Below are 14,007 nucleotides of genomic sequence, written 5' to 3' on the forward strand. Positions count from 1 at the left end.
CCGCCCCTAATGGGCCTCGGCCCAGTTCGCGCCTTGTCCGGCATCCGCGACCAGCTTGATATCCAGCTTCACTGCCGGATCAGCCGCCCCTTCCATCACCGCGCGCGCGACCGAGATGGTCTGATCCACGGCCTCTTCGGCCACTTCGAACAGCAATTCGTCATGCACCTGCAACAGCATCTTGGCGGGCAAGCCGTTGATCGCATCCGGCATCCTCACCATCGCGCGCCGGATCACATCTGCTGCCGTCCCTTGGATCGGAGCATTGATCGCAGCACGACGCGAGAACCCCGCATGCGGCCCCTTGGCATTGATCTCAGGTGTATGGATTTTCCGGCCGAACAGGGTCTGGACATAGCCATTCTCTTTGGCAAACGCGATCGTGTCGTCCATATAACGGCGGATACCGGGGAAACGTTCGAAATAGCGATCGATGAAACCCTGCGCATCCGCCCGGGGAATGCGCAGATTGCGCGCCAGCCCAAAGCCCGAAATGCCGTAGATCACACCAAAGTTGATCGCCTTGGCCTGACGACGGATATCCGGCGTCATCTCGTCCAACGGAACATCAAACATCTCGGACGCCGTCATTGCGTGAATGTCCAAACCATCCGCAAACGCCTGTTTCAGGGTCGGAATATCGGCGATATGGGCCAGAATCCGAAGCTCAATCTGGCTGTAATCAAGGCTGACCAGCACATTGCCCGGCTCGGCAATGAACGCCTCACGTATGCGCCGACCTTCCTCAGTCCGCACCGGAATGTTTTGCAGGTTCGGATCGGTCGAGGCCAAACGGCCCGTATTCGCCCCCGTAATCGAATATGACGTATGCACCCGGCCCGTATCAGGATTGATATGGGTCTGCAGCGCGTCCGTATAGGTCGATTTCAGCTTGGAGAGTTGCCGCCAGTCCAGCACCCGGCGCGGCAGTTCATGTTCGGTCGCGAGGTCCTCAAGAATGTCCGCCCCGGTCGAGTACTTACCGGTCTTGCCCTTCTTGCCACCCTCAAGCCCCATTTTGTCGAACAGGATTTCACCCAGTTGCGCTGGCGAACCGACGTTAAAGTTCTCACCCGCCAATTCGTGGATTTCAGCCTCTAACCCGGCCATCTTCTGCGCAAATGCATTTGACATTCGGCTGAGAACATCGCGATCGACCTTGATGCCATGCATCTCCATTTCTTTGAGAACCGGCACCAATGGACGTTCAAGTGTTTCATACACCGTCGTCACCTGCACCTGATGCAACTGCGGCTTGAACAATTTCCACAGGCGAAGGGTGATGTCCGCATCCTCGGCAGCGTAGGCCGTGGCCTTGTCAATCGGCACCTTGTCGAAAGTGATTGCAGACTTGCCCGAGCCAAGCAGAGGTTTGATGGGAATCGGCGTATGGCTCAGATAGCGTTCAGATAGCGTATCCATGCCATGCCCATGCTCACCGCCGTGCATGGCGTAGGACATCAGCATCGTGTCGTCGATGGGGGCAACGTCGACGCCGTATCGCTTAAAGATTTTGGCATCGTATTTCATGTTCTGTCCGATCTTCAGGATCGACGGATCCTCAAACATCGGTTTCAGAAAGTTTAGAGCCTCATCCAGCGGCATCTGTCCATCGGCCAGCGCATCCGATCCGAACAGATCATCGGTCGCGCTTTCACGGTGAGTCAACGGGATGTAACAAGCCTCACCCGCCTCGACACATAGCGAAATCCCGACCAAATCGGCGATCATCTCATTCAGGCCAGTGGTCTCGGTATCCACCGCAACCCAGCCGCGCTCGTAGGCCTGATCGATCCATTTCTGCAAAGCCGCAGCATCGCGCACGCATTCGTATTTCGTTGCATCAAATGGGACGTCTTCGGCCTGTGACTCCGCCTCGGGCGTGGATATATCGGGGATGACAGGGGACTCGACGCCCAGCTTGTCAGCAATGCGTTTGGTGAGCGTCCGAAATTCCATCTCTGCCAGAAACTTCATCAAAGTCTCAGCATCGGGATCCTTCACCTCAAGGTCATCCAGAGTGAAATCCAACGGTGTGTTTTCATCCAATTGCACAAGTTTCTTCGAAAGCTCGATCTGGTCGCGCTTTTCGATCAGAGTCTGGCGGCGCTTGGGCTGTTTGATCTCTTCAGCGCGATCCAGCAGGGTTTCCAGATCGCCATATTCATTGATCAACAGCGCTGCCGTCTTCACACCAATGCCCGGAGCGCCCGGTACGTTATCCACCGAATCCCCGGCCAAAGCCTGCACATCGACTACCCGCTCGGGCCCAACGCCGAACTTCTCAACCACCCCATCGCGATCGATCCGCTTGTTCTTCATCGCATCCAGCATCTCGACACCGCCGCCCACAAGCTGCATCAGGTCTTTGTCAGAACTGACGATGGTCACCCGCCCACCAGCCTCACGCGCCTGAACGGCGAGGGTCGCGATGATGTCGTCGGCTTCATAGCCTTCAAGTTCTTTGCAGGCGATGTTGAACGCCTTGGTGGCTTCGCGAGTCAGCGGCATTTGCGGGCGCAAATCCTCGGGCATCGCTTCACGGTTGGCCTTGTAGAGATCATAGAGATCATTACGGAACGTATGCGAGCCCTTGTCGAAGATCACCGCAACATGGGTCGGCGCATCCGGCCCGGCGTTCCCTTCGACATATTTCTGCAGCATGTTGCAAAAGCCCGACACGGCCCCAATCGGAAGCCCATCTGATTTCCGCGTCAACGGCGGCAAAGCGTGATAGGCGCGGAAGATAAAGGCTGATCCATCAATCAGATGCAGATGGCAGCCTTTTCCGAATTGGGTGGTGGTCATATGAGGCTCCTGCGCTGGGTTGCGCCAAGTTGTACAGAAGGGCTGCACGAAAGACGAGGCCACCTGGCCAATTCGTTGCGACCTAATTTGCCCGTGGTCTGGCCTTAGCCATTCGAAAAGGTGCGCTTATCCGCATTCCAAGCCAAGCCTGCTTTTTGCGCGATCAACGAGAACTGTTTGTTCAGCGAGCGATCATTCAGACGTTGGGACAGGCTGCGCAGTGGGATGAGGTTCCGTTCTCCATATCCGTCGATCAGGAAGCAGGCCGGACCAGCGCCCCTTGTCCCGTAGACAATATTCGAACTTTTGACGTCGCGCGCGACGATGTGAAGGTCAAACATCTGCCCGACGAATGCATTCAGCGCATCTAAAACCGGGGCGTCCAATCCACTACGGCAGACTTCATACAGCTTTGGTGCAAGCCCGCCATCAAGGCCAGAAATGCGCTCAACCACAACCCCCGCCCCATGCGTCGTCTGAACCACGCCCAACATCCTGGACAGGGGTGAACGCTCAATTTCCGTCCCGAGTTTCAGCGATACCCGCAGCTCGCATTCCAGCTCTTTTAGCGTGCTGCGATACTGCGCCTCGGGGAACAGTTTCCATGCCAGTCGCTTGCCAAGCCTGTGCGAGACACGATCTTGGGACCGGGTAAAAACTTTGATCAGAAGGTCAGGATGACCGGGAAAGTCATAGACACTGCGCACAGTCCCGTTCGCGATTGGCTGGCTGTCGGAAAGGTCAATCGTTTTGGCTGTGAACAGCATTATCCATCCTCGCCAGTTACGACCGCCTGCCGTCCTGATCGCCCTTACGCGTCCTGACCAGAGTCCTCACCACGCAGCACGTATTTGCAATCGCAATAGGGGCACTCGACCCAACCAGTGTCTTCGGGAATCTGCAGCCAGACGCGCGGATGACCCAGCGCACCCTCGCCACCATCGCAGGCGACGCGGGTATTTTCGACAATCTTGGTTTCCGGCGCTTCGATGGTCACGGCTGGCGATCCTTCTTTGGTTGTCGGCCTCGCGGGCATGTATTAGGTGCGTTTATGGGCGATGAGCAAACCGGGGGCAAGGGCCACATGTCCGATGCGGCAATCACAATCAGATCACTGCGCAAGACCTATCGCGGCGGCAAGGGCCAGCCCGAGAAACAGGCTTTGAAAGGGATCGACCTGACGGTACCGCAGGGGTCCGTTTTCGGTCTGCTTGGCCCGAATGGAGCCGGCAAATCCACCCTGATCAACATTCTGGCAGGGCTGGTGGTCAAAACGTCTGGCAGCGTCTCGATCTGGGGCTTCGACCAGGATCAAAACCCGCGCCAATCCCGCGCCGCCATCGGCGTGATGCCTCAGGAATTGAACCTTGATCCGTTCTTTACACCTCGAGGCGCATTAGAAGTTCAGGCCGGGCTGTACGGTGTTCCCAAGTCTGATCGGCGAAGCGATGAGATCCTCGACCTCGTTGGCCTTGCCGACAAGGCCGAGGCCTATGCGCGCACGCTTTCGGGCGGAATGCGACGGCGTCTGCTGCTGGCCAAGGCGCTGGTGCACCATCCCAAGATTCTGGTGCTCGACGAACCCACGGCGGGTGTGGATATTGAACTGCGACAGATGCTTTGGGCCAATGTGCGCAAGCTGAACGAACAGGGCATGACCATCATCCTGACCACGCACTATCTGGAAGAAGCGCAAGAGATGTGTGACGAGATCGCCATTATCAATCACGGCGAAAAGATCGCACAAGACAGCACGGCCAATCTGCTGGGCCGCATGGACAGCCGAACCATGGTGATCGTGCCGGATAGCCCCATACAGACTCTGCCTGTAGCGGATAACGTGATTGCAGCGCAACGTGAGAACGGCGACCTTGTGCTGCAATACCACAGCAACCTAACTACAGCCGAGCAGGTGCTGGAATCTGTACGTCAGGCCGATATTCGCATCCAGGACGTCCGCACTGAAGAAGCTGATCTTGAGGATGTGTTCCTTGCGTTGACCTCCAGTCGGGTCGACGACGCAACTGTCAACGACCCGAACCAACCACATCGGGGGATGCACCGCGTCAAGCTTTAGACACGATCGATCCGTGCGTGATAACAGTTGTTCAGAGCAGATCGGATGTGGATGTAAGCGACATCAGCGCGGGAGAAGATTTTTTCAGCCGCCTCATGCAACTGCGCCTGTGGGGTGATGATCCCGGTTCCATAGACAATTCGGTCGTCCGGACCATACCCTTTGATCAGGTAGTTGGGCGAGTCGGTCAACGCCTCGGGCAGCACATCCTCACTTTCATAGCGCGCGCAGGGGTCGGCACAAAGGAAGATCGGTCCAGTCTCTGCATAAGGCTGCGTTTCCGGGAAGGGTCGGTGCGCCAACACCAGCATCTCTTTGCCTTCCGGTATGTATTTCAAACAATGTCGGCACGGGTTGCCCGCCCCATTGGAAATCGCACGCTCTGGTGGGTTTCCATATCCATCCGGCGCACCGGCGCGATATGCCTGAACCTGCTGTGTTGGTAGGGCTGAAATTCCGTGCATGATGTTTCTCCTTGATTTGAGATGATCATGGCAATCGCTTGTTTTGGATTCGACCCGTTTCCTGCGTATTGCAAAATCTGCAACCCTGCTTGCAAAAGAATGTTAGCGATAAAATAGGGGCTACCCGTCAGACCAATTTGGGTCTAAGCAAACATCAAACACCCCAAACGATCCATCTATGATTGAGGCTTTTGTCATGAGCGCTCAGAACTCCACCCTTCGTGGGCTTGCCTTTGCGTTCTTAGGCTTTGCCGTCTTCGCGACGCATGACGTGCTGATCAAGGTGCTGGGTGGCACCTATTCGGTTTTGCAGATCATCTTCTTTGCGACGCTGTTTTCCTTTGTCCCTATGGCAGTAACAATTCTGGCCGATCGGACCACTGGGAATTTCCTGCCGCGGCATCCGTGGTTGGTGCTGTTGCGATCAGCGACGATGATCATGGCCATGTCTTGTGCCTTCTACGCTTTTTCGGTGCTGCCGCTGGCCGAAGTCTATTCCCTGCTATTTTCCTTTCCGCTGATCGTAACTGTTCTGTCGATTCCGATTCTGGGTGAGGTGGTCCGAGCCCAAAGGTGGGCGGCCGTGGGCGTCGGCCTGATCGGCGTCCTGATCGTCCTGCGCCCTGGCGCGACCGAAATCACCCTGGGCCATTTAGCGGCTCTGGCAGCAGCCTTCTGCAGCGCATTTGCTTCGGTTCTTGTCCGCAAAATCGGGAATGAAGAACGCTCTGCCGTCCTGATCCTTTATCCTATGCTGCTGGCCATCGCCGTCATGAGCGTCGCCCAACCGGCAGTTTATCAACCACCATCATTGCTGCATCTGGCGATGATGGCGTTTGTCGGGGTGTTCTCGGTAATCGCACAGCACCTGATCATCCTTGCTTATCGCGCCGCCCCCGCCGGCGTCATTGCCCCTAGTCAATACAGCCAGATCATCTGGGCCACGATCTTCGGCGTGATTTTCTTTGGCGAGCACCCGGATATCTGGGTCGCCGTTGGCGCAAGTATCATCATCGCATCAGGTGTTTTCGTGGTTTGGCGAGAGAGCCGATCAAACACTACCTCTGCTAATACGCCTGTGCTGCGCGTCAGGTCGCCCCGGTCAGATACTGGAGCGACGAGGCCCGGAGAATAAGAAACGGCGCGCATTGCAGCGCGCCGTGCAATCCATTTCAGCCCTTATAGAGCCTTAGTAGACGACCACTGATCGGATACTCTCGCCCTTATGCATCAGGTCGAAACCGTGGTTGATGTCATCCAGGCCCATGGTGTGGGTAATCATGGGGTCGATCTCAATCTTCCCGTCCATGTACCAATCCACGATTTTCGGGACGTCGGTGCGTCCACGCGCTCCGCCAAACGCGGTGCCACGCCATGAGCGGCCAGTAACCAGTTGGAACGGTCGAGTCGAGATTTCAGCGCCCGCAGGTGCCACACCGATGATGATCGATTCACCCCAGCCCTTGTGAGCCGATTCCAGTGCCGCTCGCATTACGCCGACATTGCCTGTGGCGTCAAAGGTATAATCCGCGCCGCCCTTGGTCAGGTTGACCAGATACGGCACCAGATCACCTTCGACCTCAGAGGGGTTCACGAAATCCGTCATGCCGAACTTGGTCGCCATTTCCACCTTGGCTGGATTCAAATCAACGCCCACGATCTGATCCGCGCCAGCCAGACGCAGGCCCTGAATCACGTTCAGGCCGATACCGCCCAAACCGAACACGATGGCACGGCTGCCAATTTCTACCTTTGCAGTGTTGATCACCGCGCCAATTCCGGTGGTCACGCCGCAGCCGATATAGCAGATCTTGTCAAAGGGCGCGTCCTCACGCACTTTGGCGAGCGCGATTTCAGGCAGAACCGTATGGTTCGAGAAGGTCGAGCAGCCCATGTAGTGCAGGATCGGATCGCCATCCAACGTAGAAAAACGCGAGGTGCCATCCGGCATGAGGCCCTGGCCTTGGGTTTCGCGAATTGCCTGGCACAGGTTGGTCTTGGGATGCAGGCAGTATTCGCACTCACGGCACTCGGGCGTATAAAGCGGGATGACGTGATCGCCGGGTTTCAGGCTGGTTACACCCGGGCCGACCTCAAGCACGACACCTGCGCCTTCATGGCCCAGAATGGCGGGAAACAAGCCTTCAGGGTCGGCGCCCGACAGGGTGAATTCATCGGTATGGCAAATGCCTGTCGCCTTGATCTCGACCAGAACCTCGCCCGCTTTGGGGCCTTCAAGGTTTACGTCCATCACTTCCAAAGGTTTGCCTGCCTGAACGGCGACGGCGGCACGGGTACGCATGGTGCTTGTCTCCCTGTCTGTTTTGCCCGACCCTGCGTCAAATACAGGGTTTTTTCAACTGCGCTTTCATGACAGGTTGGCTAAATCTTTGATATTTCAGAAACGACATCACCAGAAAGCCCTGCGCCAATGTACCGTTTATTTCCGATCCTAATTCTTCTGACCGCATGTTCTGAGACCTCTGCACCGCAGGACGCGGCGCTTGAACTAGAGGAGGCACCGGTTGATCTTGCATTTTGCAAGGGAGAACCGTTTGCGAACACCATTGGTGAGCCGGTTTCAACCATACAAGCCCAACTGCCTGAACGGTCGCGCGTTCTGGGCCCGGATGATATTGCCACGCAGGATTATCGCATCGACCGGCTGAACGTTTATGTGAACGGCGCAGGCACAATTCAGAGGCTTACCTGCGGATAGGGTCACTTTCCCCGGTACACCAGAATATCGGGCAAATAATCGATCAGGCGCACAACCCATGAGAACGGTGCCGGGAAATCGGTTCGAAACCGGCGACGGGACATGGCGCGCACTACGCGATCGGCCGCATCTTCGGGTGTCATCAGCATCGGCATTTTGAAACTGTTCTTGTCGGTCAGACGGGTCTTGATGAACCCCGGATTGACAATGCGCACCGTCACGCCTGACCCTGCCAGATCGTGCCGCATGGTCTCGGCCAGCGAGATCAGCGCAGCCTTGCTGGCCCCGTACGAGATCGCATTGGGAAGCCCATGATACCCGGCAAGCGACCCGATCAGCGTGATATCACCACTGCCTGAGCCCACAAATCCTGGGACGGTTTCACCCAACACCCGAAGCGCACCGGAATAGTTCACATCACTGATCGCCAAAGCGGCATCGGTGTCCCAATCTGACGTACTGATCGGCTCATAGGCGCCTGCGTTGTAGACAAGCGCGTCAATTGAGCCAGCCTCCACCACAGCGCGGCGCACAGTGTCGAGATCAGTCACATCCATCGGTACAGCACGTGCATTAGGCAAGGTGCCACAGATTTCATCCAATCGCTCGGCATTGCGAGCAGAAAGGATCAGATGCGCGCCTTCGCGGCTCAGCTTTTCGGCCAAGCAACGGCCCAGCCCTTCGCTGGCGCCAATGATCCAATAGGTTTTTCCGTCAAAACTGCTCATGCGTAAGTCTTTTTTCGTACTAGTAGGTCGAATACGTTCTGACAGCAGCAATGGATCACGCCCAGCGCTCGTAGCATTCGGCCAGATAACACAACATAGCGCGTCGGAAAAAAACTTCTAACGCGGTTGATCCAAAGGCTCATTCCCTGCGTATCTTGTTGTAAATACCGAATAACGAGGATGGAATGTTCGACGAAACCCGGGGCGTACGCAAGAAAATCGCAGTCATAGGCGCAGGCATTTCAGGTCTTTCCGCAGCTTATTACCTTTCCGAAGACAACGATATAACCTTGTTCGAGGCTGAGCCCCGACTGGGCGGCCACGCCCGCACGGTGATGGCCGGAAAGAACGGAGATCAGCCGGTAGATACCGGTTTCATCGTCTTCAACTATGTCACATACCCCTATTTGACCCGGCTGTTTGATGAGCTGAACGTGCCGGTCACCAAAAGTGAGATGAGCTTTGGTGCAACTATCGACAATGGCCGCATTGAATATGGGTTGAACAATCTGCGCACTTTGACCGCGCAGAAGCGCAACCTCGCGCGTCCGGCCTATTACAAGATGATCGCCGATATCCTGCGGTTTGGCAAAGAGGCCCCCGAAGCCGCGCAGGACGACGACACCACGATCGGTGAGCTCGTGGATCAGCTGCGTCTCGGCCACTGGTTCCGGCACAATTATCTGATGCCGATGTGCGGCGCGATCTGGTCAACTCCGGTCGAGTTCGTCGATCAGTTCCCAGCCCGCTCGCTGGTGCAGTTCTTCCGCAATCACGCGCTGCTGGCCTCGGGCCGTGCCAATCAGCACCAGTGGTACACCGTGAAAGGCGGCAGCATCGAATATGTCCGCCGGATCGAAACTGCGCTACGTGCGCGCGGTGCTGACATCAGACTGTCCGCACCCGTGCAACGGATCGAGCGGCATGATCTGGGCGTCACCGTCCATGCAGGAGGTGAGGCCGCTCTGTTTGAGGAAATCATACTGGCAACTCATTCCGATCAGTCTCTCGCCATCTTGGGTGATGCAGCGACCGAAGCGGAAAAAGCGGCGCTCGGCGCGATTAGATATCAACCGAACAAAGCTATCCTGCACTGTGATCCCCGCCAAATGCCCAGGCGGCGTGCTTGCTGGTCCAGTTGGACCTATCGATCGCAAAAGGGCAATGTTGGGGTCACATATTGGATGAATCGGCTTCAGAATATCCCCGACAGTGACCCACTGTTTGTGACCCTGAACGCCGCATCAGACATTCCCGCGGACAAAATCTATGACGAGGTCGAGTTCGCCCATCCGGTGTTCGACAAAGCCGCCCTGCGCGCGCAAGGGCAAATCCGCGAGATGCAGGGACAGAACCGAACCTGGTTTGCCGGGGCGTATAACCGGCATGGTTTCCACGAAGACGGGATTGCCAGCGCAATGCATGTTGTCGAGCGCCTCACCGCCATCCCGCGGAGCATCGGAGCTGACAATGGTATCCCTGAAACGGACCTCGCTGTTTCGGCCAGCGTATAGAACCTGTTGCGCTGCGCTGCTGTCACTGGCGCTGATGGTCCCCGGCGGACTGGCGGCTTCGCCTTTGTCGGATGCAATCAAAGATCCTAAGCTGCGCGGCGCCGGGACATTCCGTTTTCTGGGGCTGCCGCTCTATGACGCCAAGCTTTACACGCCCGGCGGTGCCGCATTCAGCTGGAACGAGAATTTCGGCCTACAATTGACCTATCGAAAAAACCTGAAACAAAAAGCGCTGGTCGAGTCGACACTGGAAGAGATGGCCCGACAAGGCAATTCTGCGCCGACGGAAGCCCAATTGCAGGGCTGTTTTCAGGCGGTCAGCAAAGGCGATAGCTATCTGGCCATCGCGCAAGGCCCCAACAGCGTCAGCTTCTGGCGCAACGGAAGCAAAACCTGCACCCTGACAAATCCGGGTATCACACGCAGCTTCATGTCAATTTTTCTGGGTAACAATACACGATCCGCCTCGTTCACACAGCAGTTGAAGGGGCAGTGATGCTGTACCCGCGTGTCAGCCTCTATGCGCTGATGCTTGCTGCAGCAGGTATCCCGCTTTACATCCACCTGCCGCGCTTTGCAGCCGTGAATCTCGGTATCGGGCTGGGGGTCATTGGCACCATTCTGCTGGTCATTCGGCTGGTCGATCTGGTGCAAGATCCACTGATTGGCTGGGCCATTGATCGCTGGCCCGGTGGGCAAATGTTGTTTGCCGCCGCCTCTGCGCTGGGTCTGGCGATTGGATTCCCATTGCTGTTTGGTTTGCCAGAAGGGGCAAGTATCGCCGCATTAGTGTCTATTCTGATCCTGTTATTCTCGGCCTACAGCCTCGGGACCATCTTGCTTTATGGCCGCAGCGCCACGCTGGCGAAACAGGCTAGCGCGAAGGAACTGATGACACTGGCCGCCTTCCGCGAAGGCGGACAACTGACCGGAGTTATCATAGCAGCCGCAGCACCCGCTGTGTTCGTGGCGCTTGGCGCAGCCGCGCAGGGGTATCCGGCCTTTGGATTGTTTCTCGGGCTTCTGAGCGTTGTGACTCTGGCTGTTACGCTGCCAATTTGGCGACGCTCGCCGATCACCGGTCAAGGGCTGTCCTTTGCAGGCCTAGGACAGGCGGGGGCTTTACGTCTGCTTGCCCTTGCGTTGGTCAACAGCCTGCCCGTCGCCATTACCTCGACCCTGTTTCTGTTCTTTGTTGAAGATCGGCTGCAACTGCCAGGCAAAGCGGGGCCATTGCTGATCCTGTTCTTCCTCAGCGCCGGGCTCAGCGTTCCGTTCTGGGCCAGGCTCAGCAATCGGATTGGCCCGAAACAGACTCTGATGATCGCCATGCCGCTGGCCATTCTCGGCTTTGTCGGGGCCGCTCTTCTAGCCCCCGGGGATCTCATCGGTTTCGCCATCATATGCCTCGCATCCGGCGCGGCGCTTGGGGCGGACATGGTTGTCCTGCCCGCAATGTTCTCGGTCGTACTGACCCGGGCCGGGCTGAACGCATCTGCTGCGTTCGGCATCTGGTCTTTCGCAGGTAAGCTGGGTCTAGCTCTGGCCGCCTTTTTCACACTGCCGCTACTGGAACGCAGCGGCTTTACACCTGGACAGGCCAATTCTGCCGAGGCTTTGAATACACTCACCCTCGCCTATGCGGTGCTGCCCTGCATCTTGAAACTCGGAGCGTTTGGCATGGTCCTGACCCTCCCGACAGAGGTCTCTGCCAAATGAAAACGCTCCTGATCTGTCTGCTTGCGATTTTTGCGCTGTTTGCTGTGAAGAACCGGTTCCTCAGTTTCCGCTCGCAATCACCTTCCGACTACAGCGGAACCGGGCCTGAGTTTTCGCTGAAGAAGAACCTGAATGGAGAGATCCTGTCGGAAGGGCTGATCTATGGCCCTAACGGCAAGATGTCGAACAGCTTTGTCGCGCGTATGGTCGGCGAATGGGATGGCAACACCGGTACGCTTTCCGAGTATTTCACCTATTCCAACGGCAAACAGATGACCCGCAAATGGCATCTGACGTTGGGCACGGGCAACACTTTCACCGCAACAGCGGACGATATTGTCGGCGAGGGCAAAGGCGTGATTTCGGGCTCAACCGTCAAGCTGACCTATCGCATCATCCTGCCCGAGGACGCGGGCGGGCATACACTGGATGTGACCGACTGGATGTATCTGACGGAGAACGGTGTAATCATGAACCGGTCCGAGATGCGAAAATTCGGGATCAAGGTGGCCGAGCTGGTCGCCACGATGCGCCCTGCGCCTGAAGTGAAATCCACCCAGCTGCATGGCGCAAACGGCCACGATACAGACTCTGAGCTGAGGGTTTTGCAATGATCGCCCGCCGTACCCTTATTGCAGGTGTCGCGATCGCGGGGTTGGCCATCCTCGCCGCATGCTCGGCCAAACCGCGTATACCAAAATCGTTTCTGTCAGATCGTCAGCTGAACCTTGAAGAGTTCTTCGAAGGTAAGACTGTCGCTTATGGTCAGTTTCAGGATGTACTAGGTAATGTCCCGCGTCGCTTCCAGGTCGATATTGACGGCACATGGGACGGAGAGACTCTGACGCTTGTCGAAGATTTCGTCTATGACGATGGTGCGACCGAACAAAGGATCTGGACCCTGACCAAGACCGGCGATGACACCTGGACCGGCACCGCTCCCGGTGTGCTGGGCACAGCCAGTGGGGTCGAAAGAGGCGATACGTTTAACTGGAAGTACAAAATCGACCTGCCCGTCAAAGACGGCACCATGCGTGTCAATTTCGATGACTGGATGTGGTTGTTGTCGGATGACCGGTTATTGAACCGAGCCTATGTTTCGCGTTTTGGCGTAAGGCTGGGTGAAGTCATATTGTACTTCGAGAAGAAGTAGTCACCCCGCCAGCACAGCCAGCGGGGCAAAAAAGTATCAGACGGTTCCGCCCAGACTGCCTTCAAGCTCGACCATCTCCTGACCACCGGCCATCAGGTCCTGCAGCTCTTCCGGGGTGATCTGGCCACGCTGCGCCGTACCCAGCGTTTGACCGCGGTTGAGTACCGTGAACCGGTCCCCCACTGCCAACGCATGGCGGACGTTATGAGTAATAAAGACCACTGCAATACCCTGCTTGCGCACCTTGTCGATGGTCGCCAGAACGTTGGCTGTTTGGCGCACCCCAAGGGCCGAGGTCGGTTCATCCAAGATCAGAACCTTCGCGCCGAAATGCACCGCCCGCGCGATGGCGACGGTCTGGCGTTCACCACCTGACAGCGTGCCCACCGCCTGATCGGGTCCGCGCAGGTTGATCCCCATTTTCTTCATCTCTTCCATCGTGACCTTGTTGGCATAGTCATGATCAAAAAAGTGAAGAGGTCCGACCTTCTTTACCGGCTCATTGCCCATGAAGAAGTTGCGCGAGACCGACATCAACGGGATCATGGCCAGATGCTGGTGCACGGTTGCGATCCCGGCCTCGATGGCATCACGCGGGTCGGCGAAATGCATGGGGTGGCCTTCGAACAGAATCTCTCCGTGCGTAGGCTGGTGCACGCCCGACATGGTTTTGATGAAGGTCGACTTGCCCGCACCGTTGTCGCCGAGAAGGCAGTGGCATTCACTGGGGAACACGTCCACCGAGACACCCGCCAGCGCGATCACGCTGCCGAAGTGCTTTTCGATGTTTTTCATCTGGATGATGGGTTCATGTTCGGGATTCAT

General features: G+C 56.9%; 15 protein-coding genes. 8 read left to right on the forward strand and 7 right to left on the reverse strand.

Annotated features, from left to right (window positions below):
* Window positions 1–6: 6 nt before the first annotated feature.
* The 3 genes from polA to ACR0AY_RS18130 form a co-directional block, all read right to left on the reverse strand.
* The gene (gene polA, locus ACR0AY_RS18120) at window positions 7–2,808 is read right to left on the reverse strand and encodes a DNA polymerase I (RefSeq protein WP_170515226.1); all 2,802 of its coding nucleotides are present in this window, start codon (window positions 2,806–2,808) and stop codon (window positions 7–9) included.
* A gap of 104 nt (window positions 2,809–2,912) precedes the next feature.
* The gene (locus ACR0AY_RS18125; RefSeq protein WP_170514188.1) at window positions 2,913–3,575 is read right to left on the reverse strand and encodes a YrbL family protein; all 663 of its coding nucleotides are present in this window, start codon (window positions 3,573–3,575) and stop codon (window positions 2,913–2,915) included.
* 44 nt (window positions 3,576–3,619) lie between these two features.
* Window positions 3,620–3,805, reverse strand: coding sequence for a zinc-finger domain-containing protein (locus ACR0AY_RS18130; protein ID WP_170426216.1), 186 nt, complete (start codon window positions 3,803–3,805; stop codon window positions 3,620–3,622).
* Window positions 3,806–3,892: 87 nt separating this feature from the next.
* Here ACR0AY_RS18130 and ACR0AY_RS18135 point away from each other — a divergent pair, with 87 nt between their 5' ends.
* Window positions 3,893–4,885 carry an ABC transporter ATP-binding protein gene (locus tag ACR0AY_RS18135; RefSeq protein ID WP_170395098.1) on the forward strand — a complete coding sequence of 331 codons (993 nt, stop codon included), beginning with the start codon at window positions 3,893–3,895 and terminating at the stop codon, window positions 4,883–4,885.
* Here the strand turns inward: ACR0AY_RS18135 and ACR0AY_RS18140 are convergent.
* Window positions 4,882–5,349 carry a DUF1203 domain-containing protein gene (locus ACR0AY_RS18140; RefSeq protein ID WP_170515231.1) on the reverse strand — a complete coding sequence of 156 codons (468 nt, stop codon included), beginning with the start codon at window positions 5,347–5,349 and terminating at the stop codon, window positions 4,882–4,884. The two genes, ACR0AY_RS18135 and ACR0AY_RS18140, sit on opposite strands and share 4 nt — an antisense overlap.
* Window positions 5,350–5,545: 196 nt before the next feature.
* On the opposite strand from ACR0AY_RS18140, the gene ACR0AY_RS18145 reads away from it, so the two are divergent.
* Window positions 5,546–6,484: a DMT family transporter gene (locus tag ACR0AY_RS18145; RefSeq protein ID WP_170408579.1), complete on the forward strand. Its 939-nt coding sequence runs from the start codon at window positions 5,546–5,548 to the stop codon at window positions 6,482–6,484.
* A gap of 54 nt (window positions 6,485–6,538) precedes the next feature.
* On the opposite strand, the gene ACR0AY_RS18150 is transcribed toward ACR0AY_RS18145, so the two are convergent.
* Window positions 6,539–7,651, reverse strand: coding sequence for an S-(hydroxymethyl)glutathione dehydrogenase/class III alcohol dehydrogenase (locus ACR0AY_RS18150; protein ID WP_170394983.1), 1,113 nt, complete (start codon window positions 7,649–7,651; stop codon window positions 6,539–6,541).
* 129 nt (window positions 7,652–7,780) lie between these two features.
* Between ACR0AY_RS18150 and ACR0AY_RS18155 the strand changes: the two genes are divergently transcribed.
* Complete coding sequence (locus ACR0AY_RS18155; RefSeq protein WP_170394986.1) at window positions 7,781–8,068, forward strand: I78 family peptidase inhibitor; 288 nt, start codon at window positions 7,781–7,783, stop codon at window positions 8,066–8,068.
* A 2-nt stretch (window positions 8,069–8,070) separates the two neighbouring features.
* On the opposite strand, the gene ACR0AY_RS18160 is transcribed toward ACR0AY_RS18155, so the two are convergent.
* Entirely contained in the window at window positions 8,071–8,796 is a 726-nt protein-coding gene (locus tag ACR0AY_RS18160) for an SDR family NAD(P)-dependent oxidoreductase (protein ID WP_170515234.1), read from the reverse strand.
* Between the two features lie 185 nt (window positions 8,797–8,981).
* On the opposite strand from ACR0AY_RS18160, the gene ACR0AY_RS18165 reads away from it, so the two are divergent.
* Genes ACR0AY_RS18165 through ACR0AY_RS18185 form a run of 5 tightly spaced genes read left to right on the forward strand, consistent with a single transcriptional unit; the run spans window position 8,982 to window position 13,182 of the window.
* Window positions 8,982–10,310 carry an FAD-dependent oxidoreductase gene (locus ACR0AY_RS18165; protein ID WP_170515236.1) on the forward strand — a complete coding sequence of 443 codons (1,329 nt, stop codon included), beginning with the start codon at window positions 8,982–8,984 and terminating at the stop codon, window positions 10,308–10,310.
* Window positions 10,267–10,806, forward strand: coding sequence for a hypothetical protein (locus tag ACR0AY_RS18170; RefSeq protein WP_170515239.1), 540 nt, complete (start codon window positions 10,267–10,269; stop codon window positions 10,804–10,806). The genes ACR0AY_RS18165 and ACR0AY_RS18170 overlap by 44 nt, the downstream gene beginning before the upstream one ends.
* The gene (locus ACR0AY_RS18175; RefSeq protein ID WP_170515242.1) at window positions 10,806–12,029 is read left to right on the forward strand and encodes an MFS transporter; all 1,224 of its coding nucleotides are present in this window, start codon (window positions 10,806–10,808) and stop codon (window positions 12,027–12,029) included. The genes ACR0AY_RS18170 and ACR0AY_RS18175 overlap by 1 nt, the downstream gene beginning before the upstream one ends.
* Window positions 12,026–12,643 carry a DUF3833 domain-containing protein gene (locus ACR0AY_RS18180; RefSeq protein ID WP_170395001.1) on the forward strand — a complete coding sequence of 206 codons (618 nt, stop codon included), beginning with the start codon at window positions 12,026–12,028 and terminating at the stop codon, window positions 12,641–12,643. The genes ACR0AY_RS18175 and ACR0AY_RS18180 overlap by 4 nt, the downstream gene beginning before the upstream one ends.
* A complete protein-coding gene (locus tag ACR0AY_RS18185) occupies window positions 12,640–13,182 on the forward strand; it encodes a DUF3833 domain-containing protein (RefSeq protein ID WP_170395003.1) in 543 nt (180 codons plus the stop codon). The genes ACR0AY_RS18180 and ACR0AY_RS18185 overlap by 4 nt, the downstream gene beginning before the upstream one ends.
* Window positions 13,183–13,218: 36 nt before the next feature.
* On the opposite strand, the gene ACR0AY_RS18190 is transcribed toward ACR0AY_RS18185, so the two are convergent.
* Entirely contained in the window at window positions 13,219–14,007 is a 789-nt protein-coding gene (locus tag ACR0AY_RS18190; protein ID WP_170515245.1) for an ATP-binding cassette domain-containing protein, read from the reverse strand.

It is taken from the genome of Ruegeria sp. A5, assembly GCF_056543005.1.